The organism is Noviherbaspirillum humi, assembly GCF_900188095.1.
Lineage (GTDB): Bacteria > Pseudomonadota > Gammaproteobacteria > Burkholderiales > Burkholderiaceae_D > Noviherbaspirillum > Noviherbaspirillum humi.
Window position 1 is genome coordinate 52,504 of sequence record NZ_FZOT01000002.1, and the last position, 24,670, is coordinate 77,173.

The following is a 24,670-nucleotide window of genomic DNA, read 5'->3' on the forward strand; positions in this document are numbered from 1 at the left end:
TGCTTGCAGCCGCCCGCGACGGGCGGCGCAATGAAGAAGGCCCGCAATCCGGAAGGATGCGGGCCTTTGTTTTTCTGGATTCGAATCAAAGGATCTTGGTGCCTATCCACCAGGCGATGGCGGCAACGAAGGCCGATGCCGGGATGGTAAGAATCCAGGCCCAGACGATGTTGCCGGCCACGCCCCAGCGCACCGCCGACATCTTGCGGGAAGAGCCGACGCCGACGATGGCGCCGGTGATGGTATGGGTGGTCGACACGGGGATGCCGAGCGCGGTGGCGAGGAACAGCGTGATCGCGCCGCCGGTCTCCGCGCAGAATCCGCCCACCGGCTTGAGCTTGGTGATTTTCTGACCCATGGTCTTGACGATGCGCCAGCCGCCGAACAGCGTGCCGAGGCCGATGGCGGTGTAGCAGCCGATGATCACCCACCACGGCAGCGGATCCTGCGCGGTGGTGTAGCCGGCGGCGATGAGCAGCATCCAGATGATGCCCATGGTTTTCTGCGCGTCGTTGCCGCCGTGGCCGAGGCTGTACATGGAAGCGGAGATCAGCTGCAGGCGGCGGAACCACTTGTCGATGCGGCGCGGCGTGGAGCGAACGAAGATCCACGACACCAGCAGCATCATCAGAGAGCCGAAGACGAACCCCAGCAGCGGTGACAGCACGATGAAGCTGATGGTTTTGATCAGGCCGCCCGAGATCAGGGAGCCGGTGCCAGCCTTGGCCACCGCAGCGCCGACGAGTCCGCCGATGAGGGCATGGGAAGAGGACGACGGAATGCCGTAGTACCAGGTCAGCACGTTCCAGAAAATCGCCCCGACCAGCGCGCCGAACACGACGTAGTGATCGACGATGGAGGGCTCGATCGTTCCCTTGCCGACGGTCGATGCCACCTTGAGCTGGAAAAAGAAGATCGCGACGACGTTGAAGAAGGCAGCCATGGCCACCGCCGTCTGCGGGCGCAGCACGCCGGTGGAAACCACGGTGGCGATAGCATTCGCGGCATCATGGAAGCCGTTCATGAAGTCGAACAGCAGCGCGAGGGCGATCAGCAGCGCAAGGGTGTACAGGCTAATCTGGAGTGTATTCATGGGTGTTGTTGATCTTGTTCAGCCGGCGCGGCGCAGGCGCGGACTAGCTCCGCATTGCGGCGCCGGCATCCCGCCGCCGGCGAACCGGCGGCCACGGAGCCCCGATCAGGCGTTCTCGACGATGATGCCTTCGATGATGTTGGCCACGTCCTCGCAGCGGTCGGTGACCGTCTCCAGGATTTCGTAGATTGCTTTCAGCTTGATCAGATTGCGCACGTCCGGCTCGTCGCGGAACAGCTTGGACATGGCGGAGCGCATGACATGGTCGGCATCGGATTCGAGCCGGTCGATCTCTTCGCAGATGCCGAGGATCTGACCGGAATTGTCCATGTTGTGCAGCAGGGTCACCGCCGACTTTACCTTCTCGGTGCAGGCGAGGCAGAGTTCCGCGAGGCGCTTGGCTTCGGGCGTGATGGCCTTGATGTCGTACAGGGAAATGGTCTGGGCGGCATCCTCCAGCAGGTCGAGGATGTCGTCCATGCGCGTGATCAGCTGGTGAATGTCGTCGCGGTCGAGCGGCGTGATGAACGTCTTGTGCAGCAGGTCCAGCGTCTGGTGGGTGATCTTGTCAGCCTGCTTCTCGACGCCTTCGATCGCGTGCACGCGGTTGTCGAGGTCATCGAAATTGGTCATCAGCGCCACCATTTCCTTGGCGCCCTTGACGCAGTAATCCGCATGCTGCTCGAACAGGTCGAAGAATTTGCCCTCGGTGGGCATGAGTCGTCCAAACATAATGTTCTCTCAAAGTAATCAAATTCCGGCAGGCTGCCGCGAAACCCGCGCATTGTACCCTGAGGCGTTTGACTGCGAATACGGCGCGAAGCTCAAAATGGCAAGAAAGCGCGATTTTACTCGCCGCCGAAGATGGCTTGGCCGCCAGTGTAATTGTCGAACTTGGTGTACTCGCCGAGGAAGGTGAGGCGGACGGTACCGATCGGGCCGTTACGCTGCTTGCCGATGATGATCTCGGCCGTGCCCTTGTCCGGGGAGTCCGGATTGTAGACCTGGTCACGGTAGATGAACAAAATGACGTCGGCGTCCTGTTCGATGGCGCCGGATTCACGCAGGTCGGACATCACCGGGCGCTTGTTGGGACGCTGCTCGAGCGAGCGGTTGAGCTGCGACAGCGCGATCACCGGGCAATTCAGTTCCTTCGCCAAGCCCTTCAGGTTGCGCGAGATCTCCGAGATCTCGGTAGCGCGGTTCTCGCCGGCCGAGTTGGCCGACATCAGCTGCAGGTAGTCGATGATAATCAGGCCCAGCTTGCCGCACTGCCGGGACAGGCGGCGGGCGCGGGCACGCAATTCGATGGAACTCAGCGCCGGCGTTTCATCGATGAAGAACTGGGCGTCGTTCATCTTCTGGATGGCATAAGTCAGACGCGGCCAATCCTCGTCGTTCAGGCGGCCGGTGCGCAGCCGGTGCTGGTCGAGCCGGCCAACCGAGCCGAGCATACGCATCGCCAGTTGGGCGCCTCCCATCTCCATGGAAAACACCGCCACCGGGAGGCCGCTCTCGATCGCGACATGCTCGCCGATGTTGATGGAGAACGCGGTTTTACCCATGGAGGGACGTCCCGCGACGATGACCAGATCACCCGGCTGCAGGCCAGAGGTCATCTTGTCGAGGTCGGCAAAACCGGTCGGCACGCCGGTGATGTCATTCTGGTTGTCGCGGTTGTAGAGCTCGTCGATGCGTTCAACCACCTGGGTCAGCAGCGGCTGAATCTCGAGGAATCCCTGGGCGCCGCGGGCGCCCTCTTCGGCGATCGCAAAAATCTTCGACTCGGCCTCGTCCAGCAATTGCTTCACTTCCTTGCCCTGCGGACTGAAGGCCTGCGTGGCGATTTCGTCGGACACGGTGATCAGGCGGCGCAGCACGCCGCGCTCGCGCACGATCTCTGCATAGCGGCGGATGTTGGCGGCGGAGGGCGTGTTCTGGGCCAGCGCGTTCAGGTAGGACAGACCGCCGACTTCCTCGGCCTTGTTGCTGACGTTCAGGGATTCATAGACCGTGATGACGTCCGCCGGTTTGCTGCTGTTGATCAGCTTGACGATGTGCTGAAAGATGAGGCGGTGGTCGTAGCGATAGAAGTCGTCCTCGCGCACGAAGTCCGCAATGCGGTCCCACGCCGCGTTGTCGAGCAGCAGACCGCCGAGCACGGATTGCTCAGCTTCGATGGAGTGCGGCGGGATGCGGAGGGAATCGATCTGAGGATCGGAGCGGGTTTCGCGGGATTCGATGCGGGAGTTCATGGGCGGGATTATCTCTGGAGAAATGACTCGCCGCAATGGCTGCGAGCAACAACCAGCGCTTGCCAAAACCACTTGCTTCCTCTAGCAAACCGCCATTTTTCCTATATGGCATTCGGCTGCCTTGACAATTACTGCCTAGGCAGCTATATTGGCGTATATTCGCGAAAATGCCCATGCCTCCTCTCTTTTCTACGCAGACTTACTCCCCGGACACCAGCATCGGTTTCCTGATCAAGCGTGCTGGCCAATTGATGGCGAACAACCTGGATCGGGCGCTTGCCGAATTCGACATCACCCACGCCCAATTCGGCATCCTGCTCAAGGTGCATCATGCCGGCGTCAAGACGGCAGCCGACCTCGCGCGCGAAGTCGTGGCCGACACCGGCGCCATGACGCGCATGCTCGATCGCCTCGAGGAAAAAAGCTTCATCGTGCGCAGCCGCAGTGAATCGGATCGCCGTGTCATCAAGGTGGCGCTTTCCGACAAAGGCGTTCAGGCGGCCGGGCGCATGACCGAGGTCGCGGTTGCGGCCTTGAACCACCATCTGCGCGGCTTCAGCGCCGAAGAAGTGGATCTTTTCCGGAGCTTCCTCGGCCGCATGATCGCCAACGCCTGCAATCAGCCAATCAACAGCGACAACCCATGAAAGCCAAACGATTCTTCCTGGCGCCGCCTTGCCCGGTGCCTGCGGCACTTGCCATTGCGCTTGCCGTCGCCCTTGCCGGCTGCGCCGGCTTGCCCGACATGCCGTCGCAGCCGAAAGCCCTTTCTGCAGCCGACCTCGCCCTTGCCGTACCGGCGGCGGATGGCGACCGCAGTTGGCCGTCCGATGGTTGGTGGCGCGCTTATGGCGACCCACAGCTCGACGCGTTGATGCAAAAGGCGCTCGACGCCAGCCCCAGTCTGGCATCGGCTCGCGCCCGCATCGCCCGTGCCCAGGCCGCAGTGGCTGGCGCGCAGTCGGCGATCGGCATTCAGCTCAACGGCAGCGCCGATGTCTCATATGGCCGTCAATCCGAGAATTACATCCTGCCCAAGCCGCCGCTGGGCAAAGGCGGAGAATCGATCAGTCAGGGACTCGCCGCCGTCGATTTCAGCTATGACCTCGACTTCTGGGGACGCAACGGCACGCTGGTACAGGCAGCACAGGCACAACTGAAGGCGGCCGGCTACGACCAGGATGCCGCCCGACTGGCGCTTTCCACTTCCGTCGCCCGAGCCTACGGCCAGCTGGCTGCCCAGTACGACATGCTGGAGGTGCTGCAGCAGACCCTGCAGCAACGCCGCGCCATGCGTGAGCTGGTGGCCAAGCGGGTAGCGAACGGCCTGGATACCAAGGTTGAACTGAAGCAGTCCGAAAGCGGCGAAGCCGCCCTCGGCGTCGACATCGCTCAGCTGCAGGGCCAGATCGAAGTCACCCGGCTTCAGATCGCCGCGCTGTGCGGCGATCTGCCGGGCGCCGCGGCGGCCATACGGCGCCCGCGCTTGGCGCTGGCGGCATTCAACCTTCCGCCGGATATTTCGCTTGACCTGCTCGGCCGCCGTCCGGAAGTATCCGCCCAGCGGGAGCGCCTCACCGCCGCTTTCGGCGAACTCGACGCAGCCCGCGCCCAGTTCTACCCCAATCTCAGCTTGAACGGATTGGCCGGCGTGCAGGCAATCGGCTTGCCAAACCTGCTTTCCCCCGGCAGCCTGATCACCAGCGTCGGTCCGGCGCTGCGCCTGCCGCTGTTCGACCAGGGGCGGCTGAAGGCCAACCATGCGGGGCGGGCGGCCGACATCGACCTGGCCGTGAGCCAGTACAACGCCAGCATCCTTTCCGCAGCCCAGGATGCCGCCGAACAGCTGGCCCGCATCGCCAGCCTGGCACGGGAGGAGAAAGCCGCCGCCGAGGCGCTCGCCGCTGCCGAGGAAGCCTATCGCCTCGCGATGCTGCGCTACCAGGGCGGGCTTTCGCCGTTTCTCACCGTGCTCAGCGCCGAGACGGGCGTGCTGGCCCAGCGCCGCGTCGCTGCCGAGATCCGCGCGCGCCGCCAGGATCTGCACGTGACCTTGGTACGCGCGCTGGGCGGCGGCTTCACCGACGCGCAGCCTGCGCCCCTGGCCCGCGCCGGCCGCTGACACCATTCGAAGAAAACCAGAGATCAGAATCGACCATGAATACCGCAACCACGACTCTCAACGACACCGCCGCACGTCCGCAGAAACGCAAGAAGGTGCTGCTGACGATAGCCACGATCTTCGTGCTGGCGGCCCTCCTCTACGGCCTGTACTGGTTCCTGTTCGCCCGCTATGTGGAAGAGACCGAGAACGCCTACGTGCAGGGCAATGTGGTGCAGGTCACGCCCCAGGTGGCCGGCACCGTCACCCGCATCCATGCCGACGACACCAATACCGTGAAGGCAGGCCAGCCCCTGGTGAGCTTCGACAGCGCCGATGCCGACGTGGCGGTGGCCCAGGCCGAGGCTCAGCTGGCGCAGACGGTGCGTGAAGTCCGCACCCTGTTTGCTTCCCAAGCCCAGTCGGGCGCCACGCTCGCCATGCGCCAAGCGGAACTTGCCAAGGCCCGCGACGACCTGGCGCGGCGCAAGGCGCTGGCCGGCTCCGGCGCCGTCTCGGCCGAAGAGATCCGCCATGCGGAAGCCGCCGTCACCGCAGCCCAGGCGGCGGTGAATGCCGCCAGCGAACAGCTCGCCTCCGGCCGCGCGCTGACCGAAGGCACTTCGGTGCAGAACCATCCGAATGTGCAACGCGCTGCGGCACGGCTGCAGGAAGCGATGCTGGCGCAGAGCCGCAACACGCTGTATGCGCCGGTATCCGGCGAAGTCGCCAAGCGCAGCGTGCAGGTGGGCCAGCGCGTCAACCCGGGCACGCCGGTGATGGCCATCATTCCGCTGGACCAGGTCTGGGTGGATGCCAATTTCAAGGAATCGCAGCTGCGCGACATGCGCATCGGCCAACCGGTGACACTGACTTCCGATGTCTACGGCGGCAAGGTGGAGTACCACGGCCACATCGTCGGCATGGCTGCCGGCACCGGTTCTGCTTTCGCCCTGCTGCCGGCGCAAAATGCGACCGGCAACTGGATCAAGGTGGTGCAGCGCATCCCGGTGCGCATCGCCATCGATGACAAGGATTTGAAGGAGCACCCGCTGCGCGTCGGCCTGTCCATGCATGCGGAAGTCGATCTGCATGACAAGCGCGGCCGACCGGTCGGCGACAACACCAGCGCGCCGACGCCGCTCGTTTCCGCCGCGCCGAGCGCAGCCATCGACGACAAGGCCAAGGCGCGCATCGCATCCATCATCACCGCTAACCTGAAGTCATGAGTCTTTCCTCTTCCACCGCCGGCGCTTCAGCGCAGCCGGCGCCATTGAAGGGCCCGGCGCTGCTGCTGCTGACGGTGGCGGCGGCGTTGTCGACGTTCATGGAGATCCTGGACATCACCATCGCCAACGTCTCGATCCCGACCATTGCCGGCTCGCTGGGCGTATCCACCAGCCAGGGAACCTGGATCATCAGCGCCTACTCGGTGGCGGCAGCGATCGCGGTGCCGCTGACCGGCTGGATGGCGCGGCGAATCGGCGAGGTGAAGCTGTTCGTGCTGTCGGTGCTGGCATTCACCCTGATGTCGGCGCTGGCCGCCTTCTCGGTAAATCTGGAAATGCTGGTCCTGTTTCGGCTCCTGCAAGGGCTGGTGTCAGGCCCGATGGTGCCGCTGTCGCAAACGCTGCTGGTGCGGAACTTCCCGCCAGAGAAACGCGGGGCAGCACTCGGCCTGTGGGCGATGACCGTGATCCTGGCGCCCATCGCCGGACCGCTCATGGGTGGCTACATCAGCGACAATTTCCATTGGTCCTGGATCTTCCTGATCAACATTCCGATCGGCCTGTTCGGCAGCCTGACCATCTGGACGCTGATGCGCAGGCGCGATTCGGCCACGCTCAAGGTACCTCTCGACGGCATCGGCCTGGCGCTGATGGTCGTGGGCATCGGCAGCCTGCAGCTGATGCTGGAGACAGGCAAGGACTACGACTGGTTCGCCTCGCCCTTCATCGTCGCCCTCGCCGTCGTATCGGTTGTCGCCCTCACCTTCTTCATCGCCTGGACCTTGTACTCCGAGCATCCGGTGGTCGACCTGCAGCTGTTCCGCGACCTCAACTTCCGCTACGGCGTGATCGTTCTGTCGATCGGCTTCATGACCTATTTCGGCTCGGTGGTGATCTTTCCGCTTTGGCTGCAGGTGGTGATGGGCTATACCTCGGCACAAGCCGGCATGGCGATGGCGCCGATCGGCATCTTCACCCTCATCCTGTCGCCCATCATCGGGCGCAACATCGCCCGCCTCAACCTGCGCTTCCTGGCGACGATGGCCTTCATCATCATGGGCGGCGTATCGCTGTGGAACAGCCTGATGTCCCTCGACGTCGACATCTGGACCATCATCGAGCCGCGCCTGGTGCAAGGCATCGGCATGGCGTTCTTCTTCATGCCGGTGCAGTCGCTGATGCTCTCCAACATCACGCCGGACCGCATGGCGGCAGCCTCAGGCCTCTCCAACTTCCTTCGCACGCTCGGCGCCGCCATGGGTACCGCCATCAGCGTCACCGCCTGGGAGCATCTCGCCACCGATCACCATGCGCGGCTGATGGAGAACGTCAACGCGTTCAATCCAGTCAGCGTGGATTATCTGAACCGCCTTCAATCCGGTGGCCTGACGCTGGAACAGGCATATGCAGTGATCGAGCGCACCATCAGCGCCCAGAGCTATATGCTGGCCACCAATGAGTTCTTCATGATCTGCGGCTTCGGCTTCTTCCTGCTGATTGGTCTGGTATGGCTGATGAAGCCGAAGAAGATGACGGGAGCGCCCATGGGGCATTGAACGGATGAGGCGATGGCAGCGGTACGCTGCCATCGAAACGGCTAGACATGTGTTCAAGGTACACGTGAGACCTGGCTGGGACCTCGACGTGGCCGGGCTGTGGCCTGGATTGGCGGAGCCGATGAGGATTGGCAGCAAAAGGTCCAGAAGTGCGGGATCAGAGAATGAAATGCGGTAAACGAGAAAAGCCGGGCAAGCCCGGCTTTTTTGGCTGTCGCCAGCGGACTGATCCGCCAGCAATGAGGCAGCTTAGGCGTGTTCGCCAGTCACCACGACGGTGACGTCGACCACCACGTCAGTGTGCAGGGCAACCGAAACCGGATGCTCGCCAGTGGTCTTGATCGGGCCTTGCGGCATGCGGACCTGGGCCTTTTCGACAGCGAAGCCCATCTTGCCGAGCCCTTCGGCGATGTCGAAGTTGGTCACGGAACCGAACAGGCGGCCGTCAACGCCGGCTTTCTGTGCGATCTGGACTTGCTTGCCGGAGAGCTGTTCGCCCTGGGCCTGGGAAGCAGCCAGCTTCTCGGCGGCGGCCTTTTCCAGCTCGGCGCGCTTGGCTTCGAATTCAGCCTTGGCGGCTTCGGTAGCGCGGCGTGCCTTGCGCTGGGGGATCAGGAAGTTGCGAGCGTAACCGTCCTTGACCTTGACGATATCGCCGAGGTTGCCGAGGTTGACGACTTTTTCCAACAGAATGACTTGCATGTTTTTCTCCTATTCAGTCGTCAATCAGGCGTTGTGCAGATCGGTGTACGGCAGCAGCGCGAGATAGCGGGCGCGCTTGATCGCGGTGTCCACCTGACGCTGGTAGTGAGCCTTGGTGCCGGTCAGGCGTGCCGGCATGATCTTGCCATTTTCCTGAACGAAGTCCTTCAGGGTGTCGATGTCCTTGTAATCCACCTGTTCAACGCCGGCGGCGGTGAAGCGGCAGAATTTCTTGCGCTTGAACAGCGGGTTCTGCTGCTGGCGCTTTTGCTTGAGTTTGCTTTTATCGAATTTTTTACCGAATGCCATGGTTGGCTCCTGTAGCTAATCTTTGAGTTCTGCTTGGTCCGCTGCACTCAGTCGAAATCGACGATGTGCAGCACGAGGCTTTTGCTGTTGCGATTCTTCCGCGCCAGGAATCCGCTGAACCGGTAAGGCTTGCCGAGCTCCGCGCCGTTGAGTCTTCCCGCGATCGTTCCGGCCGCGATGGCCGAGATGTCGAGAAAAACTTGGCGCTGCATGCCAGCCTCCGACTGTTCCGACTCATGCTGCAGCTTGACTGCGACGATCGGAATGCCTGCCGGGGTGTATCGCAGTGCATCGCGTTCGGCGATGCACGCCACCAGTTCCAGCCGGTTCACGCTCCTGGTGCCGCTGCCTTACTGGGCGGCTGCTTCGGAACGCTGGGACTTGGCGGCGTCTTCCTTCTGCACGGCCTTCATCATCGGCGACGGCGCGGTTTCAGCGCGCTTCATCTTGACGGTGAGGTGGCGCAGGACGGCGTCGTTGAACTTGAAGCCGGTTTCGATTTCGGCCAGCGTCTCGCTGTCGCACTCGATGTTCAGGCAAACGTAGTGAGCCTTGGCCAGTTTCTCGATCATGTAAGCCATCTGGCGACGGCCCCAGTCTTCCACGCGATGCACTTTGCCGCCGCGGCTGGAAACGATGCCCTTGTAGCGCTCGATCATGGCCGGGACTTGCTCGCTCTGGTCCGGGTGGACGATAAAAACGATTTCATAATGACGCATGTAATCTCCTTATGGACGGATTAACGAATCGCCCACCCCGGCGTCAACACGGGTGTGGGAAGAGGAAAGCCCTCGATGATAACCCGAAACTTGGAATAGCTCAATACATTCAAGGATTTATTGAAGAACGGCGCCGGATTGGCGGTGAAATCGGCGGAAATCCATGGAAGATGCTTGCAATCCCGACCTCACTGTATAAAAATACAGTCTGTCTTTAAACCCAGTTTAGCGGGAACCCATGATCAAGCTGACAGCACGGCAGGAACAGATCCTCAATCTCATCAAGGAAGCCATCCAAAACACGGGCTTCCCGCCGACCCGCGCCGAAATCGCCAGCGAACTCGGCTTCCGTTCCGCCAATGCCGCCGAGGAACATCTTCAGGCACTGGCACGCAAGGGCGCCATCGAAATTTCTCCCGGCACCTCCCGTGGCATCCGTCTTCTGGACGCGATGGGGGAAAGCTACCGGCCTACGCTCGGCCGCCAGATGTCCTTGCCGCATCCGGCCATCGTCCAATTGAGCTTGCCGTTGATCGGCCGTGTCGCCGCCGGCTCGCCCATTCTCGCGGAAGAGCATATAGAAGCCACCTATGCCGTCGATGCCTCATTGTTTTCCGCCAAGCCGGATTTCCTGCTCAAGGTGCGCGGCCTTTCCATGCGCGATGCCGGCATCATGGACGGCGACCTGCTGGCAGTGAAGAAGGTGGACAACGCTAAGAACGGCCAGATCGTCGTCGCCCGACTCGGAGAAGAAGTAACGGTCAAGCGTTACAAGAAAACCGGTTCGCTGATCGAATTGCTTCCTGAAAATCCCGATTTCGAGCCAATCCGGGTCGAGCCGATGCGCGACAATTTCGCATTGGAAGGTTTGGCAGTCGGCCTGCTCCGCGCCTGGGGCTGACACTTCACCTCTAGCCTGAATACAGGCCGGCCTAAAGTGGATGTTCGGCCGGCCTCTTCATGGCGGTGCAGAGACCTTGTCGGCACGTACAGGCGCACGACGTGGACTGCGCTTTGCCTCACCAACGACCCAGTCTTGGCTTTGTCTCAAGCCAATCCCATTAGTGCCAGCCAAGCTCGCGCGACCGCCTATTTCCTGCACTTGGCGAGGATGCTGCCGGCGATGCCGCGCAGAATGTTCACTTCTTCGGTCTCAATGCCGGTGCGGGAGAACAGTCGCTTCAGGCGCGGCATCAGCTTCTTCGGATTGGCCGGATCGAGGAAATCGATCGCCACCAGGGCTTGCTCGAGGTGGGCATACATGCCTTCGATGTCCGCCAGACGCGCCGCCTCCCCCTGGAAACCCACGCCGGCGGCCGGCGCCACGCCCTCTTCGCTCGCCATCCTCATTTCATAAGCCAGCACCTGCACTGCCTGTGACAAATTCAGGGATGAATACGTCGGGTTGGCAGGAATGTTAATGAGGACATTGCAGCGGGTCACCGCTTCGTTCGGCAAGCCATAGCGTTCATTGCCGAACACCAAGGCAGCGTTCAACCCTTCCCTGCCGGCAATGGCGGCGGCAAGACGACGCGGCGTCTCCACCGGAGGTGAAAATTCCCTCAATCTGGCACTGAGCGCGGCGGCGAAGTTGCAGCCTTCGAGCGCCTCGTCGATCGAACCGACGACCCGCGCCGCGGTCAAGACATCCAGCGCGCCGCTGGCGAAGGCGATAGCCTCCTCATGCTTGGCCGCATCCGGAAAGCGCGGATTGACGAGCACCAGATCGGAAAATCCCATGGTCTTCATGGCGCGCGCCGCCGATCCGATATTGCCCGGATGGCTGGTCTCCACGAGCACGAATCGCAGGCGCTTGAAGACGGGAATACTGGTTTGTGGCTGGTTCATTTAAAATAGCGGTATTCAGCGGCAGGATGACATCGTCCTGCCGCTTTGTTCTTATCCAATTACTCATGCGGTTCCGAGCGCGGCAGGCGTCGGTGCCGCCATTTTAACGGAAGCCCTATGCACCCCATGCTGAACACAGCGGTAAAGGCCGCCCGCCGCGCCGCTGCCATCATCAACCGCGCGTCCTTCGACCTGGATCGCGTCCGCGTCAGCGAAAAGCGCCACAACGACTTCGTGACCGAGGTCGACCATGCCGCCGAGCAGACCATCATCGAAGTCCTGAAGACGGCCTATCCCGACCATGCCATCCTGGCCGAGGAAACCGGGGCTTCCGACAACCTGCATGACGACAGCGAGAACGTCTGGATCATCGATCCGCTCGACGGCACCACCAATTTTATCCACGGCTTTCCTCAATACTGCGTCTCTATCGCGCTGCAGCAGCGCGGCCAGATCACGCAGGCGGTGGTGTTCGATCCGAACCGCAACGATCTGTTCACCGCCACCAAGGGTGCCGGCGCCTATCTCAATGAAAAGCGCATCCGCGTCTCGCGCCGCGACAAGATTGCCGATGCCCTGATCGGCACCGGCTTCCCCTTCCGCGAGAAGGAAGGTCTGGACGAGTACGTCGAGATCTTCAAGGTCATGACGACCAAGTGCGCCGGCCTGCGCCGTCCGGGCGCCGCCGCCCTCGATCTCGCCTACGTCGCCTGCGGCCGTCTCGATGGCTTCTTCGAACGCGGCCTGCAGCCGTGGGACATGGCGGCCGGCTCGCTGCTGGTTACCGAGGCTGGCGGCATCATGGGCAATTATTCGGGCGAAGCGGACTACCTGCACCGCGGCGAAGCGATTGCCGCCTCGCCAAAGATCTTCGCGCAGATGGTCAACCTGCTGGCGCCTTTCAAGAAGTAAGCCCGTCTCAAGCTGCAACATTCGAGGCCGGACGCGCGGTTGATGCCGCGCCACCGGCAATCCCATGCGAAACGGCGCTCAACGCCCTTTCGTCCGACAGGCCAGCCGGCCGCAGCGCCGGCAGCCTCCCCTTTGCAAAGAGCATTCATGACATTTTCCGAACTTGGCTTGACCGACGCGATCGTGCGCGCGGTGAGCGAACAGGGTTATACCCAGCCGACACCAATCCAGGCACAAGCCATCCCCGCCGTCCTCCAAGGCGGCGACTTGCTCGCCGGCGCGCAGACCGGCACCGGCAAGACCGCCGGCTTCACGCTGCCCATCCTGCAGCGCCTGAGCGCGAAGTCCGCTCCCCAGAACAACGGCCACAAGAACGGCCGTCCGGTGCGCGCCCTGATCCTGGCGCCGACCCGCGAACTGGCGGCTCAGGTCGAGGAAAGCGTGCGCTTGTACGGCAAGTACCTCAAGCTGTCGTCCGCTGTCATCTTCGGCGGCGTCAACATCAATCCGCAGATCGACCTGCTGCGACGCGGTGTCGATATCCTGGTGGCCACGCCCGGCCGCCTGCTCGACCACGTGCAGCAGGGCACGCTGAAGTTGGACACCGTCGAGATCCTGGTGCTGGACGAAGCCGACCGCATGCTGGACATGGGCTTCATTCGCGACATCCGGCGCGTGCTGGCCCTCTTGCCGAAACAGCGCCAGAACCTGCTCTTCTCCGCCACCTTCTCCGACGAGATCAAGGCCCTGGCCGACAGCCTGCTGAACAATCCGGCAATGATTGAAGTCGCCCGCCGCAATTCGACGGTGGAAGTCATCGCCCAGAAGGTCCACCCGGTCGACCGCAACCGCAAGCATCCGCTGCTGGCGCACCTGATCAAGGAGCGCAACTGGTTCCAGGTGCTGGTCTTCACCCGCACCAAGCATGGCGCCAACAAGCTGGTGGAGCAGCTCGGCAAGGAAGGCATCGGCGCCATGGCGATCCACGGCAACAAGAGCCAGGCGGCGCGCACCCGCGCCCTGGCCGAGTTCAAGGATGGCTCGCTGCAGGTGCTGGTAGCCACCGACATCGCCGCCCGCGGCATCGACATCGATCAACTGCCGCATGTGGTGAACTACGACCTGCCTAACGTGCCGGAAGACTATGTGCACCGCATCGGCCGCACCGGCCGCGCCGGTGCCACGGGTGAAGCGGTTTCCCTGGTCTGCGTCGATGAGAACCACCTGCTGAAGGATATCGAGAAGCTGATCAAGCGCAGCATCGAGCGTGAAGTCATCCCGGGCTTCGAGCCGGACCTGAACGAGAAACCTCAACCGATTCAGCTGCGCAGCGGCGACGGCGGTCGCCGCCATGGTCAAGGTCAGGGCCGGTCCCAGCGCGCGTCCAAGCCGGCGCATGAAGCGGGCGGCGCCAAGCCGGCCTCGCCGGCGCGCAAGACGGCTCATCCGACCAAGCCGGCTCAGGGCCAGCATGCCAAGCCAGCGCCAGCCAAGCATGGCCGTCCGGCTCCGGTTCAGCAGAGCCGCCCGGCGCCCCGTCCTCAGGGCGGGCAGAAGTCTCCCGGCGCCCTCCTCTCCGGCAGCATCAAGAAGGCAGGCTGATTCCTGCCTTTGCCGCGCGCTTCAAGGCTTCATATCGGCGTCTTGAAGCGCGCAAACCCCTGGTCGACACCGCCGCCGCAGGGCCGCCACGAGGTAAAATGGCGGACTGACAAGGTGTCAGCAGCAAAGGGTTTGAATGTCGTCCTCCATCGCCATCCGGCAGCCAGGCGCCGGCCACAACGAGTCCCCCGTAATCACCATCCCCAGCGCGGAAAAGCACACGCCCGTGATGCAGCAGTACCTGCGCATCAAGGCCGAGCATCCGAACACCCTGCTGTTCTACCGCATGGGGGATTTCTACGAGCTGTTCTTCGACGATGCCGAACGCGCCGCGCGCATGCTCGGCATCACCCTCACCCAGCGCGGCAATTCCAACGGCAGCCCGATCAAGATGGCCGGCGTGCCTTTCCACTCCGCCGAACAATACCTCGCCAAGCTGGTGAAGCTCGGCGAATCGGTCGCCATCTGCGAGCAGATCGGCGATCCGGCAACGAGCAAGGGCCCGGTGGAACGCAAGGTGGTGCGGGTCGTCACGCCCGGCACCCTGACCGATGCCGACCTGCTTCCCGAGAAATCGGAGCGGCCGCTGCTGGCGCTCTGCCTGCTGCCGCAGTGCAGGCAGCCGCGCGTCGGTCTGGCCTGGCTTGCCATGGCCAGCGGCGCCCTGAAGCTGATGGAATTGTCCGGCGACCCGAAGACGGTGGAGGCACGCCTGAGGCAGGAGATGGAACGCATCTCGCCGGCGGAAACCCTGGTCAGCGATTTCCCCGCGGAGTGGCTGGCCAATCTCGCCTGCGGCAAGCAGACCACTGTGCCGCACTGGCATTTCGATGGCGCGAACGGCCGCAATGCCTTGCATCGCCAGTTGGAAGTATCGACTTTGGCCGGCTTCGGCGCCGACGACATGGAAGCCGCCATCGGCGCCGCCGGCGCGCTGCTTGCCTATGCCGAATCCACCCAGGGCAAAGGCCTGCGCCACGTGCGCGCGCTGGCGGTGGAATCGGGCGACGAGTACATCGGCATGGATGCCGCCACCCGGCGCAATCTCGAGCTGACCGAAACCATACGCGGCCAGGAAGGCACGGCCGCCTGCCCCACCCTCTTTTCCCATCTCGATCATTGCCGCACTTCGATGGGCTCGCGCCTGCTGCGACATTGGCTGCACCATGCCCGGCGCGACCAGCGCGTGGCCCGCGCCCGCCATGCGGCCATCAATGCGCTGATGCGCGCCGACGCCGCGTCCGGCCTGTCGGGCACCTTGGGCGCGGTGCCGGACATCGAGCGCATCGCCACCCGCATCGCCCTCGGTTCCGCCCGTCCGCGCGACCTCGCCGGGCTGCGCGCCGGCCTGCAGCAACTGCCTACGCTGCGCAATTACATCGCCATGTGCAACCGCGACGCCGACGCGCCGATGCTCAAGCGCCTGCACGATGCGCTGACCACGCCGGTCGAATGCCTCGACCTGCTGGAGCGGGCGGTGGCGCTGGAGCCGGCCGCGATGGTGCGCGACGGCGGCGTGATCGCGCGCGGCTTCGACGCCGAGCTGGATGAACTGCGCGGCTTGTCGGAGAACGCAGGCCAATTCCTGGTCGATCTCGAGACTCGCGAGCGTGCCCGCACCGGCATCGGCAATTTGCGGGTCGAGTACAACAAGGTGCACGGCTTCTACATCGAGGTCACGCACGGCCAGACCGACAAGGTGCCGGAAGACTATCGCCGCCGCCAGACGCTGAAGAATGCCGAGCGCTACATCACGCCGGAGTTGAAGGCGTTCGAGGACAAGGCGCTGTCGGCGCAGGAACGCGCGCTCGCGCGCGAGAAGATGCTGTTCGAGCAGCTGCTCGCCGACCTCGGCACGCACATCGGCACCATCCAGGAAATCGCCCGCGCCATGGCCAACCTCGACGTGCTGGTGGCGCTGGCGGACCATGCGGTGCGCCATAACTGGAGCGCGCCGCAGCTGGTGGCCGAGCCCTGCATCGCCATCGAACAGGGCCGCCATCCGGTGGTGGAAAGCCAGATCGAGCGCTTCATCGCCAACGACTGCGCGCTTTCCGGCGAGCGCCGGCTGCTGCTGATCACCGGCCCGAACATGGGCGGCAAATCGACCTACATGCGCCAGGTGGCGCTGATCACGCTGCTCGCCTACATCGGCAGCTTCGTCCCGGCGGCAAGCGCCACCATTGGACCGATCGACCGCATCTTCACCCGCATCGGCGCGTCCGACGACCTTGCCGGCGGCCGCTCCACCTTCATGGTGGAGATGACCGAATCGGCCGCCATCCTGAACGGCGCCACCGAGCAGTCGCTGGTGCTGATGGATGAAGTGGGCCGCGGCACCTCCACCTTCGACGGCCTGGCGCTGGCCTGGGCCATCGCCCGCCACCTGATTGATACCACCCGCAGCTTCACCCTGTTCGCCACGCATTATTTCGAGCTGACGCAATTGCCCGAGACCCATCCCAGCGCGGCCAACGTGCATCTCTCGGCGGTGGAGCACAAGGACAGCATCGTGTTCCTGCATGCGGTGCAGCCCGGGCCGGCGTCGCAGAGCTACGGCCTGCAGGTGGCGCAGCTGGCCGGCGTGCCGCAGCCGGTGATTCGCGCCGCCCGCAAGCATCTGGCGGTGCTTGAAGCGCAGTCGGTGCAGCAGACGCCGCAGTTCGACCTGTTCGCCAGCGGGATGCCCGAGCCGGAGGACGAGCCAGTGCCGACATTACCCGAAACTTCTCCGCTGGCCGACGCGCTGGCGCAGATCGATCCGGACACGCTCACGCCGCGTCAGGCGCTGGACGCGCTGTACCGCCTCAAGGACCTGGCCGGCGAGGGTTGAACATGGCCTTGTGCATCGGCCGAATTCAGCGGCAGGGCCTGGCGATTTTGTTTTGCCTGACCCTCGGTTGCGCGAAGGCGGCGCAACCAGGTTTCCAAATTGGGATCGTCAATGCGCAGACCGAGGCTGCGCTCGCTTCGGCGGTGGAGCGCGCCGACGACGTAAGCCTCGCCTTCCTGGTGGTGACGCGCATAAAGGCCGTGGACGATGCCTGCTCCGACGAGCTCTATCTCGAGCGCCGCGCCTTGCTGGAAAAATCCCGGCATCCGATCGCATTGGTGTCCGCCGGCAGCGATTGGTCCGAATGCCAGTCGGACAGCGGCAGGGGCCTTGCCGTCGAGCGCCTGACCCGCTTGCGTGAACTGTTCCATGGCGATGATTTCATTCCCGCCATTGCCCTCAATCCGGTGCGTCAGTCGGCGACCGCCCGCTTCCGAAGCTTCGCCGAAAACATGCGCTGGGAACGGGACGGCCTGCTGTTCGCCACCCTGCACCTGCCGGCGCCGAACAACAACTTCCGTGCGGAAGCCGGCCGCAATAGCGAGTTCGAAGACAGATTGGTGGCCAATCAGGATTGGCTGCACCGCCTCGCCGCGCATGCCAGGTTGAAGAAGGCGAAGGCCATCGTCGTGTTCAGCGACGGCAATCCCTTGGCCACTCCGCCCAAGACGGCGTTCAAGCGGGATGGCTATCAGGAAGTGCGACGGCAGATGGAAACCCTGGCGGCCGGGTTCAGCGGCAAGGTGCTGCTCGTGCACGCGCAAGCCGGCAGCGATGAATCGACTGGAAAAATCTTCTGGAGAGGGAATCTGGGAGCGCTGTCGGTGGGGCCAGGCTGGACCAGGCTGAAAGTGACGCCGGGTCAGCCTGTACCATTCATGATGGAAAGCCCACCTGGGCCAATGAAGGCGGGCTCGCACCGCTAGTGCAAGCGCCGGCCGCCATCCGTCGGGACTAAAGGCCGGCGTGAGAAGAACCTACTGCAAATTGATGGTGCGGAACTGGTCGCCGGCCTCGTCGTCGTCATCGTGGCCGTGGTCATGATGATGGCCATGTTCGCCATGCACATGCTGGTGGGCGATCTCTTCCTCTGTGGCGGCGCGCACGTCCATCACCTTCAGATCGAAGCGCAAGGCCATCCCGGCCAGCGGATGATTTCCGTCGAGGACCACCTTGTCGTCGGCGATGTCGGTGACGGTGAAGATCACCGGCTCCTGGTCATCCTCGTCGTCCGGCGTTCCCTCGAACTGCATGCCGACCTCGATAGGCTCGGGCAGGCGATTGCGCGGCTCGATCTTCACCAGGTTCGCGTCGTACTCCCCGAATGCATCTTCCGGCTCGACCTGGATCATGGCCTGGTAGCCGACATCCTTGTCGTCGAGAGCTTCCTCGATCTTCGGCAGGGTGTTCTCATAGCCGCCATGCAGGTAGACCATCGGCTCCCGGCTTTCCTCGATCAGATTGCCTTGAGCATCTGACAGCTTGTAGTGCAGCGTCACTACGGAGTTCTTGGCAATCTTCATGATTCTTCCTTTCAATTTTCGGGACAGTGATTATAACCAATGCAATGGGATGGGCCAGGAGCCGCATTGGCGCTGACAGTCTGTACCAGATCGCGGTGTTGGGCTTGGACTCAAAGGCCCGGCGCAAGTTTTATCCATGCCCCCGCGCGACGCCTGACTATAATGGCGCCATGAAAAAATCCTCACTCTTCGGCGATGTCACGCCACAGCAGTTTTTCCGCGATTACTGGCACAAGAAGCCGCTCCTCATCCGCAATGCCTTTCCAGGATTCAAGGCGCCTGTCCCGCGTGACGCGCTTTTCCAACTGGCCGCCTCGGACGAAGTCGAATCCCGGCTGATCACGCATTTCGACAATCACTGGGAAATGCAGCATGGTCCGTTCGACCAGCTTCCCTCACCTGCCAAGCCGCAGTGGACGCTGCTGGTCCAGGGCGTCAATCTGCATGACGAGAAAGCCGATGCCTTGCTGCAGCAGTTTCGCCTGATTCCCGACGCCAGACTCGATGATCTGATGATCAGCTACGCCACCGACGGCGGCGGCGTCGGCCCGCACTTCGATTCCTACGACGTCTTTCTCCTGCAGGCCCACGGCCAGCGCCGCTGGCAGATCGGCGCGCAGAAGAACCTCGACCTGATCGAGGGCATGCCGCTGAAGATTCTGAAGCGCTTCAAGCCCCAGGAAGAGTTCGTGCTGGAACCGGGCGACATGCTTTATCTGCCGCCGCACTTCGCCCATGACGGCGTCGCCGTCGGCGAATGCATGACCTACTCGATCGGCTTCCGGGCGCCGGCGTATCAGGAACTGGGAGAAGCGTTTCTGCAGTTCATGGCGGATTCCATCGAAATCCCGGGACGCTATGCCGATCCTGATTTGACCGCGACCGCAAGGCCCGCGGAGATTGGCGATGCAATGGTCAGCCGGATTGCCGAAGAAATCAGGAAGATTCGCTTCGACGATGAAGACATCGCGATTTTCCTTGGCGAATTTCTGTCGGAACCCAAGCCGAACGTATTTTTCCAGCCGCCTTCACGCAAGCTCAGTCTGGACCGCTTCATGCAGTCGGCAAGCAAGCGCGGTCTCGCGCTTTCACCGAAAACCCGCATGCTGTATCGCGGCAAGCATGTTTTCATCAACGGCGAATCCTTCAACGCTGGACGCGCCGACCGAAAAGTGCTGGCCCTGCTCGCCGACCAGCGCCGTCTCGGGCCGGAAGACGTCTTATCAGCCTCGGCTGACGTGGTCGAGGCGTTGCACGCATGGCATGCCAGCGGATGGCTATTTGCCTGATTCCGCCAGATCCCGCTCAGCAGTGCAGAAACCCGAAGTTAGACACAGTTTCTTACAAAATTCCCGACGTTTCCTTACAGGTGGCTTACTGCGGTGCAAAATCCGTGATGCTTTGCCGCAAAAAAAAAGTTATAATTATGAGTTAGGAAGTTTTCAATGCAAGGCAAAGCAAAAAATTGCGAAGATCTGCGAAAACGCCTATAGAGCGATAATTACCGGTAATTATTCATCGCAAAAAGTTCTGTTGATATCAATCTTTGAAGGAAAAACCATGAAAAAGACCCTCCTGATCGCTTCCCTGCTGGCTGTTGCTCTGGCTGCTTGCGGCAAAAAAGAAGAAGCCGCTGCTCCGGCCGCTTCCACCGCAACCCCGGCTGCTTCCGCACCGGCCGAAGCTTCCGCACCGGCTGCTGCCGCTGCTCCGGCTGCCTCCGCTCCGGCTGACGCTGCTGCTTCCTCCGCTGCTCCCGCTGCTGCTGCTCCGGCCGCTTCCGCTCCGGCTGCTGACGCTGCCGCTGCTCCGGCTGCTTCCGCTCCGGCCGCCGCTGCTCCGGCTGCTTCGAAGTAATTCAGGACGCTTGATTCAAAAGCCGGCCTTCGGGCCGGCTTTTTTTATGGCAGTACAATCCTCGACAACTTCAAAGGAGACAACATGGGCGTCACCATCTATCACAATCCGAATTGCAGCACCTCCCGCAAAACCTTGGAGGCTATCCGCGAGGCTGGCGTCGAGCCGCAGGTGGTCGAGTATCTGAAGACACCGCCAGACCGGGAAACCCTGCGCAAGATGATCGCCGAAGCCGGCTTGACGGTTCGCGAAGCAGCCCGCGACAAGGAGGCCCTTTTCCGTACCCTGGGCCTGGACAATCCTGCCGTCGGCGACGAGCAGCTGCTCGATGCGATGATGGCCCATCCCATCCTCATCAACCGCCCGATCGTCGTCACCGAGAAAGGCACGCGCCTGTGCCGGCCGGCGGAAAAACTGTTCGAGGTGCTGCCGAAGTAAAGCAATGGGGAGGTAGATTCAGGCGAAAGCCTGAAGAAGCTGGATCGGCAGCGTGCCTGAATCAGGCTTCGACGACCGCCAGTTCCGGATGGGCGAGTTCAACCCAGTCGAAGCCCTGCTCCTGGCAGGCAATCATCACCCGCGCCGGCAGATCGCCGATGGCTTCGCACAGGGATGCCCGCGCCAGTTCCGGCGTATTGTTCTGCTGGCTCAGGTGGGCGCCGATGACCATGCGCAGCCTGGACTTGTCGAGCGCGGAAAGAATTTCCGCCATGGTGCTGTTGGAAAGATGGCCGTAGGCGCCGCCGATGCGCTGCTTGAGCGAAGCGGGATAGCTGGACCCGGCGAGCATCTGCAGGTCATGATTGCACTCCACCATCAGGGCGTCGCAGCCGCCCAAGCGCTGAATCAGGTGAGTGGTCGCCTGGCCGGCATCGGTCAGCACCCCGAGGCGATAGCAGCCGTCGGTGGCGACGTACTGGATGGGTTCCCGGGCATCATGCGGGACGGTATAGGGCGCCATTTGCAGGCCGCCGACCTCGATCCGGTCGCCGTCGCGGCAAAAGCGCACGTCCACGCCGGATGAATCGGACCGCACCGCATGGAAGGTGCCGCGGCTGAGCCAGACCGGGATGCCGTAGCGGCGCGCCAGCTTGAAAACGCCGCCGACATGGTCCTTGTGCTCATGGGTGACGAAGATGCCGCTGAGCGCGTCGGGCTGCAAGCCCAGGCGCTGCAGCCGCCGCTCGGTCTCGCGCACCGCGAAACCGCAATCGAGCATGATGGTGGTGGAATGGGCAGCGTCGCTAGCGGAGATCAGCAAGGCATTGCCTTCGCTGCCGCTGCCCAGGCTGGCAAACTTCAAGGGAAGACTTTATTTCAGCTGTTCGTTCAGGAGAGACAGGATGCGTTCGGCAGTCTGCGAGTTGTCCGGTCCGCCTTCCGCATTCAGCACGCCGACGCGGGTGACGCTGCCGGCTTCCTTGACGGCGACCTGGTAACGCTGTGCGGACTTGGCCTTGTCATCCGAACCGAAGGAGAACAAACGCGAGAGCAAGCCTTTTTCGGAGGCCGCCTTGGTCTGCGCCTCGGCGTTCGGGTCCACGTATCGCACGTAGTACAAGCCCTTGCTGCGGTCGCGGTCTTCCACCGTGAAGCCGACGCGGTCCAGTGCCAGGCCCACCCGGCGCCAGGCGCGATCGAAGCCCTCGTTCACCTCCACGACGCCGCCAGTGCTCGCCTTGACCAATTGGGCCTTGGCGGGCTGGGCCGGCGCATTCACCACGGTTGCCTTGGCGCGATTGGTGTCTTCGCCGAGCCGGACCATCAGCCGCGACAGGAACTCGGCTTCGAGTTCGGGATCGGCCGGGCGCGGCGTCCAGGTAGTGCTGTCTTTCTGACTGTTGATGACTTCCAGCGCACCGCGGTGGCTGATGTAGATCTCGGCGCCGCCATCCGGCGTGCGCTCGAAGCGGGTGCGGAACTTGTCGCGTTCACCGGTGGAGTACAGCGAATCCAGCGCCTTGCCAAGTGTGCGGCGCAGGAAGTCTTGCGGAATCTTCGCGCGGTTCTCGGCCCAGTCGGTTTCCATGATGCCGGTCTGCTGCGACTCGGAATTGATCAGGAAGCCGGAATCCTGCCAGAACTCCTTGACCTGCTCCCACAGCACCTCCGGCGACTGTTTCACCACCAGCCAGCGCTGATTGCCGGCACGTTCGATGCGCATGCCGTTGGCGGCACTGGCAGCATTCGTGGCATTCGGAGCACTGGCTGCACTGGCGGCACCGGCAACCGGCATGACTGCCGGTGCGACGGTCGCTGCCGGGCGCGTCACCTGCTGCTGGCTGTAGCTGGAAGCGGTCGCCGTGCCGCGTGCGGCTTCGGGGATCGAATAGCGGTTGTCGCGCTGCAGCTGGGTCAGGTCGGGCGGCACTTCCAGCGACGGCGTCTTGACGGTGCCGGCGCTCTTGTAATCGATCCGGTCCGGCTCAAGCATCGAGCCGATCGAACTGCAGCCTGCCAGGCCGGCGGCCAGCGCGAATGCGAGGCCACGCTGTGCCACGGTAGTTTTGGATTGCTTGGTCATCTTGAAGCCGGAGGAAAGTCAGTTGTAAGCCGGAAAACCGGCGCTTATTGTAATACGCCCGACTCGCGCATGGCGGCACGGACGGTCTGGTGGAAATCGTCTCCCAGGGGAGCGAGCGGCAGGCGCAGGCCATGCTGAATCAGGCCCATCTCCGCCATGGCCCATTTCACCGGAACCGGATTCGGCTCCACGAACAGCTTGTTATGCAGCGGCAGCAAGCGGTTGTTGATGGCGACCGCTTCTTTCACCTGGCCAGCCATGGCGGCGAAGCAAAGCTCGTGCATGGCCCGCGGCGCGACGTTAGCGGTGACGGAGATGTTGCCCTTGGCGCCGCAGAACATCAGCGCCATCGCGGTCGGGTCGTCGCCGGAGTAGACGGCGAAGGTTTCCGGCGCCAGGCGGATCAGGTCGCTGCCGCGGGCAATGTTGCCGGTGGCGTCCTTGATGCCGACGATGCCCGGCACCTGCGCCAGGCGCAGCGCGGTGTCGTTGCTCATGTCGGCCACGGTGCGGCCGGGCACATTGTAGAGAATCACCGGCAGGTCGACCGCTTCGGCGATCTGCCGGAAGTGGCGATACATGCCTTCCTGGGTGGGCCGGTTGTAGTAGGGGACGACCTGCAGCGAGGCATCGGCGCCGACGCTGCGGGCGTATTCGGTCAGCTCGATCGCTTCGGTGGTGGAATTGCCGCCGGTGCCGGCAATGACCGGAATGCGCTTGCCGACATGGTCGACCGCCACCTTGATGAGTTCACAATGCTCCTCCACCGACACCGTCGGCGATTCACCGGTGGTGCCGACGATGACGATGCCATCGGTGCCCTCGGCGATATGCCAGTCGATCAGCTTGCGCAGGCCCGGCAGGTCCAGGCTGCCATCGGGATGCATCGGGGTGACGATTGCTACTATGCTGCCCTGAATCATGATGTCGGTGCGAAAGGAATAAAACGTGGATTGTAGCGGATAGCCTGCCGGTGTGACACAGCAAGGGAACCAAATCCCTGCCGTGCAGCGTCCGGGAAATCGGGCTTATCCAAGGGGATAGGCCGCCAGTGCGGCGCCATCGCGGCGAACCGCGCAGAGGCGCTGAATCATGGCCGGTTTCGGTTGCCGTACATGGCCATCCTCAAATGCCAGCGTATGTATGGCCGCGCCGCCATGCAGGCGGCAGATGTCGAGCAGTTCGCCCGGCCGCAGCAGGAAGGCCGGGTTGGACGGCTTGCCGAATCGCTCATTGCCGAGGGCAAAAGTTTCATACACCAGGACGCCGCCCGGCGCCAGGCTGCGCAACAAATGCGGCATCAGCGGCCGGTGCAGGTAATTGGTGACGACGATGCCGGCGAACCGGGCTTCCTCGAAAGGCCAGCCGTCGCGCTCGCCGCCTTGCTCCAGGTCCGCCTGCAGCACGGTGATGCCTTCGCCGGCGCTCGCCGCCAGCGCGGCGGGATCGCGGTCCACCGCCAGAACCGCATGGCCGAGGCTGGCCAGCAGACGCGCATGGCGGCCGCCGCCGCAGGCGAGATCCAGCACCTCGCCAGGCGGAATCAGCGGCGCGAAACGCCGCACCCATGGGGAAGGCTGGTCCTGGATGAGATGGACGTCGCTCAT

General features: G+C 63.1%; 25 protein-coding genes. 12 read left to right on the forward strand and 13 right to left on the reverse strand.

All coding sequences use genetic code 11. The features are described 5' to 3' along the window. Window positions 1-85 precede the first annotated feature (85 nt). The 3 genes from CHB88_RS03585 to CHB88_RS03595 form a co-directional block, all read right to left on the reverse strand. A complete protein-coding gene (locus CHB88_RS03585) occupies window positions 86-1,093 on the reverse strand; it encodes an inorganic phosphate transporter (RefSeq protein WP_089397941.1) in 1,008 nt (335 codons plus the stop codon). A 105-nt stretch (window positions 1,094-1,198) separates the two neighbouring features. Next, window positions 1,199-1,825 (reverse strand): DUF47 domain-containing protein, encoded by a 627-nt coding sequence (locus CHB88_RS03590; protein WP_089397942.1) that lies wholly within the window; start codon window positions 1,823-1,825, stop codon window positions 1,199-1,201. Window positions 1,826-1,941: 116 nt separating this feature from the next. Next, entirely contained in the window at window positions 1,942-3,348 is a 1,407-nt protein-coding gene (locus CHB88_RS03595; RefSeq protein WP_089397943.1) for a replicative DNA helicase, read from the reverse strand. Between the two features lie 173 nt (window positions 3,349-3,521). Here CHB88_RS03595 and CHB88_RS03600 point away from each other — a divergent pair, with 173 nt between their 5' ends. From CHB88_RS03600 to CHB88_RS03615, 4 genes are read left to right on the forward strand one after another with little or no spacing between them, the layout of a single operon-like run. Beyond that, complete coding sequence (locus CHB88_RS03600) at window positions 3,522-3,995, forward strand: MarR family winged helix-turn-helix transcriptional regulator (protein WP_176442302.1); 474 nt, start codon at window positions 3,522-3,524, stop codon at window positions 3,993-3,995. After that, window positions 3,992-5,470 carry an efflux transporter outer membrane subunit gene (locus CHB88_RS03605; RefSeq protein ID WP_089397945.1) on the forward strand — a complete coding sequence of 493 codons (1,479 nt, stop codon included), beginning with the start codon at window positions 3,992-3,994 and terminating at the stop codon, window positions 5,468-5,470. The genes CHB88_RS03600 and CHB88_RS03605 overlap by 4 nt, the downstream gene beginning before the upstream one ends. A 35-nt stretch (window positions 5,471-5,505) precedes the next feature. Then, window positions 5,506-6,678 carry an HlyD/EmrA/EmrK family protein gene (locus tag CHB88_RS03610; protein ID WP_089397946.1) on the forward strand — a complete coding sequence of 391 codons (1,173 nt, stop codon included), beginning with the start codon at window positions 5,506-5,508 and terminating at the stop codon, window positions 6,676-6,678. Continuing rightward, window positions 6,675-8,234, forward strand: a complete 1,560-nt coding sequence (locus CHB88_RS03615) for a DHA2 family efflux MFS transporter permease subunit (protein ID WP_089397947.1) — start codon at window positions 6,675-6,677, stop codon at window positions 8,232-8,234. Before CHB88_RS03610 ends, CHB88_RS03615 begins: the two co-directional genes overlap by 4 nt. Before the next feature lie 249 nt (window positions 8,235-8,483). Here the strand turns inward: CHB88_RS03615 and rplI are convergent, their stop codons facing one another. The 4 genes from rplI to rpsF are packed head-to-tail and all read right to left on the reverse strand — an operon-like array spanning window position 8,484 to window position 9,964. Beyond that, entirely contained in the window at window positions 8,484-8,936 is a 453-nt protein-coding gene (gene rplI / locus CHB88_RS03620; protein WP_089397948.1) for a 50S ribosomal protein L9, read from the reverse strand. A gap of 24 nt (window positions 8,937-8,960) precedes the next feature. Further along, window positions 8,961-9,245, reverse strand: a complete 285-nt coding sequence (rpsR, locus tag CHB88_RS03625; protein WP_089397949.1) for a 30S ribosomal protein S18 — start codon at window positions 9,243-9,245, stop codon at window positions 8,961-8,963. A gap of 47 nt (window positions 9,246-9,292) precedes the next feature. Further along, window positions 9,293-9,577 carry a primosomal replication protein N gene (gene priB, locus CHB88_RS03630; RefSeq protein WP_089397950.1) on the reverse strand — a complete coding sequence of 95 codons (285 nt, stop codon included), beginning with the start codon at window positions 9,575-9,577 and terminating at the stop codon, window positions 9,293-9,295. A gap of 18 nt (window positions 9,578-9,595) precedes the next feature. Next, entirely contained in the window at window positions 9,596-9,964 is a 369-nt protein-coding gene (rpsF, locus tag CHB88_RS03635; protein WP_089397951.1) for a 30S ribosomal protein S6, read from the reverse strand. Window positions 9,965-10,202: 238 nt separating this feature from the next. Between rpsF and lexA the strand changes: the two genes are divergently transcribed. Continuing rightward, window positions 10,203-10,865 (forward strand): transcriptional repressor LexA, encoded by a 663-nt coding sequence (gene lexA / locus CHB88_RS03640; protein ID WP_089397952.1) that lies wholly within the window; start codon window positions 10,203-10,205, stop codon window positions 10,863-10,865. 188 nt (window positions 10,866-11,053) lie between these two features. Here the strand turns inward: lexA and CHB88_RS03645 are convergent, their stop codons facing one another. Continuing rightward, complete coding sequence (locus CHB88_RS03645; RefSeq protein ID WP_089397953.1) at window positions 11,054-11,812, reverse strand: RNA methyltransferase; 759 nt, start codon at window positions 11,810-11,812, stop codon at window positions 11,054-11,056. A gap of 117 nt (window positions 11,813-11,929) precedes the next feature. On the opposite strand from CHB88_RS03645, the gene CHB88_RS03650 reads away from it, so the two are divergent. From CHB88_RS03650 to CHB88_RS03665, 4 genes are all read left to right on the forward strand, one after another. Next, on the forward strand, window positions 11,930-12,724 hold the full coding sequence (locus tag CHB88_RS03650) for an inositol monophosphatase family protein (RefSeq protein ID WP_089397954.1): 795 nt from the start codon (window positions 11,930-11,932) through the stop codon (window positions 12,722-12,724). Between the two features lie 147 nt (window positions 12,725-12,871). Beyond that, the gene (locus CHB88_RS03655; RefSeq protein WP_089397955.1) at window positions 12,872-14,326 is read left to right on the forward strand and encodes a DEAD/DEAH box helicase; all 1,455 of its coding nucleotides are present in this window, start codon (window positions 12,872-12,874) and stop codon (window positions 14,324-14,326) included. A gap of 229 nt (window positions 14,327-14,555) precedes the next feature. Then, entirely contained in the window at window positions 14,556-17,159 is a 2,604-nt protein-coding gene (gene mutS, locus CHB88_RS03660; RefSeq protein WP_245844773.1) for a DNA mismatch repair protein MutS, read from the forward strand. 2 nt (window positions 17,160-17,161) lie between these two features. Then, a complete protein-coding gene (locus CHB88_RS03665; RefSeq protein ID WP_089397957.1) occupies window positions 17,162-18,085 on the forward strand; it encodes a hypothetical protein in 924 nt (307 codons plus the stop codon). 51 nt (window positions 18,086-18,136) lie between these two features. Here the strand turns inward: CHB88_RS03665 and CHB88_RS03670 are convergent, their stop codons facing one another. Beyond that, a complete protein-coding gene (locus CHB88_RS03670; RefSeq protein WP_089397958.1) occupies window positions 18,137-18,682 on the reverse strand; it encodes an FKBP-type peptidyl-prolyl cis-trans isomerase in 546 nt (181 codons plus the stop codon). 170 nt (window positions 18,683-18,852) lie between these two features. Between CHB88_RS03670 and CHB88_RS03675 the strand changes: the two genes are divergently transcribed. From CHB88_RS03675 to arsC, 3 genes are all read left to right on the forward strand, one after another. After that, on the forward strand, window positions 18,853-19,971 hold the full coding sequence (locus tag CHB88_RS03675; protein WP_089397959.1) for a ribosomal protein uL16 3-hydroxylase: 1,119 nt from the start codon (window positions 18,853-18,855) through the stop codon (window positions 19,969-19,971). 271 nt (window positions 19,972-20,242) lie between these two features. Beyond that, window positions 20,243-20,539 carry a hypothetical protein gene (locus CHB88_RS03680; protein WP_089397960.1) on the forward strand — a complete coding sequence of 99 codons (297 nt, stop codon included), beginning with the start codon at window positions 20,243-20,245 and terminating at the stop codon, window positions 20,537-20,539. An 84-nt stretch (window positions 20,540-20,623) separates the two neighbouring features. Next, a complete protein-coding gene (gene arsC / locus CHB88_RS03685; RefSeq protein ID WP_089397961.1) occupies window positions 20,624-20,977 on the forward strand; it encodes an arsenate reductase (glutaredoxin) in 354 nt (117 codons plus the stop codon). 61 nt (window positions 20,978-21,038) lie between these two features. Here arsC and CHB88_RS03690 read toward each other — a convergent pair whose 3' ends face one another. The 4 genes from CHB88_RS03690 to CHB88_RS03705 form a co-directional block, all read right to left on the reverse strand. Continuing rightward, entirely contained in the window at window positions 21,039-21,842 is an 804-nt protein-coding gene (locus CHB88_RS03690; protein ID WP_089397962.1) for an MBL fold metallo-hydrolase, read from the reverse strand. 9 nt (window positions 21,843-21,851) lie between these two features. Then, the gene (gene bamC / locus CHB88_RS03695; RefSeq protein ID WP_089397963.1) at window positions 21,852-23,063 is read right to left on the reverse strand and encodes an outer membrane protein assembly factor BamC; all 1,212 of its coding nucleotides are present in this window, start codon (window positions 23,061-23,063) and stop codon (window positions 21,852-21,854) included. A 44-nt stretch (window positions 23,064-23,107) separates the two neighbouring features. Further along, a complete protein-coding gene (gene dapA, locus CHB88_RS03700) occupies window positions 23,108-23,986 on the reverse strand; it encodes a 4-hydroxy-tetrahydrodipicolinate synthase (RefSeq protein WP_089397964.1) in 879 nt (292 codons plus the stop codon). A gap of 105 nt (window positions 23,987-24,091) precedes the next feature. Continuing rightward, window positions 24,092-24,670, reverse strand: a complete 579-nt coding sequence (locus CHB88_RS03705; RefSeq protein ID WP_089397965.1) for a class I SAM-dependent methyltransferase — start codon at window positions 24,668-24,670, stop codon at window positions 24,092-24,094.

What these genes read in the sequence shown, in the direction of transcription:
- CHB88_RS03585 (WP_089397941.1), bottom strand. Translation starts at nt 1,093, where the DNA reads ATGAATACACTCCAGATTAGCCTGTACACCCTTGCGCTGCTGATCGCC.
- CHB88_RS03590 (WP_089397942.1), bottom strand. Translation starts at nt 1,825, where the DNA reads ATGTTTGGACGACTCATGCCCACCGAGGGCAAATTCTTCGACCTGTTC.
- CHB88_RS03595 (WP_089397943.1), bottom strand. Translation starts at nt 3,348, where the DNA reads ATGAACTCCCGCATCGAATCCCGCGAAACCCGCTCCGATCCTCAGATC.
- CHB88_RS03600 (WP_176442302.1), top strand. Translation starts at nt 3,522, where the DNA reads ATGCCTCCTCTCTTTTCTACGCAGACTTACTCCCCGGACACCAGCATC.
- CHB88_RS03605 (WP_089397945.1), top strand. Translation starts at nt 3,992, where the DNA reads ATGAAAGCCAAACGATTCTTCCTGGCGCCGCCTTGCCCGGTGCCTGCG.
- CHB88_RS03610 (WP_089397946.1), top strand. Translation starts at nt 5,506, where the DNA reads ATGAATACCGCAACCACGACTCTCAACGACACCGCCGCACGTCCGCAG.
- CHB88_RS03615 (WP_089397947.1), top strand. Translation starts at nt 6,675, where the DNA reads ATGAGTCTTTCCTCTTCCACCGCCGGCGCTTCAGCGCAGCCGGCGCCA.
- rplI (WP_089397948.1), bottom strand. Translation starts at nt 8,936, where the DNA reads ATGCAAGTCATTCTGTTGGAAAAAGTCGTCAACCTCGGCAACCTCGGC.
- rpsR (WP_089397949.1), bottom strand. Translation starts at nt 9,245, where the DNA reads ATGGCATTCGGTAAAAAATTCGATAAAAGCAAACTCAAGCAAAAGCGC.
- rpsF (WP_089397951.1), bottom strand. Translation starts at nt 9,964, where the DNA reads ATGCGTCATTATGAAATCGTTTTTATCGTCCACCCGGACCAGAGCGAG.
- lexA (WP_089397952.1), top strand. Translation starts at nt 10,203, where the DNA reads ATGATCAAGCTGACAGCACGGCAGGAACAGATCCTCAATCTCATCAAG.
- CHB88_RS03645 (WP_089397953.1), bottom strand. Translation starts at nt 11,812, where the DNA reads ATGAACCAGCCACAAACCAGTATTCCCGTCTTCAAGCGCCTGCGATTC.
- CHB88_RS03650 (WP_089397954.1), top strand. Translation starts at nt 11,930, where the DNA reads ATGCACCCCATGCTGAACACAGCGGTAAAGGCCGCCCGCCGCGCCGCT.
- CHB88_RS03655 (WP_089397955.1), top strand. Translation starts at nt 12,872, where the DNA reads ATGACATTTTCCGAACTTGGCTTGACCGACGCGATCGTGCGCGCGGTG.
- mutS (WP_245844773.1), top strand. Translation starts at nt 14,556, where the DNA reads ATGCAGCAGTACCTGCGCATCAAGGCCGAGCATCCGAACACCCTGCTG.
- CHB88_RS03665 (WP_089397957.1), top strand. Translation starts at nt 17,162, where the DNA reads ATGGCCTTGTGCATCGGCCGAATTCAGCGGCAGGGCCTGGCGATTTTG.
- CHB88_RS03670 (WP_089397958.1), bottom strand. Translation starts at nt 18,682, where the DNA reads ATGAAGATTGCCAAGAACTCCGTAGTGACGCTGCACTACAAGCTGTCA.
- CHB88_RS03675 (WP_089397959.1), top strand. Translation starts at nt 18,853, where the DNA reads ATGAAAAAATCCTCACTCTTCGGCGATGTCACGCCACAGCAGTTTTTC.
- CHB88_RS03680 (WP_089397960.1), top strand. Translation starts at nt 20,243, where the DNA reads ATGAAAAAGACCCTCCTGATCGCTTCCCTGCTGGCTGTTGCTCTGGCT.
- arsC (WP_089397961.1), top strand. Translation starts at nt 20,624, where the DNA reads ATGGGCGTCACCATCTATCACAATCCGAATTGCAGCACCTCCCGCAAA.
- bamC (WP_089397963.1), bottom strand. Translation starts at nt 23,063, where the DNA reads ATGACCAAGCAATCCAAAACTACCGTGGCACAGCGTGGCCTCGCATTC.
- dapA (WP_089397964.1), bottom strand. Translation starts at nt 23,986, where the DNA reads ATGATTCAGGGCAGCATAGTAGCAATCGTCACCCCGATGCATCCCGAT.
- CHB88_RS03705 (WP_089397965.1), bottom strand. Translation starts at nt 24,670, where the DNA reads ATGAGCGACGTCCATCTCATCCAGGACCAGCCTTCCCCATGGGTGCGG.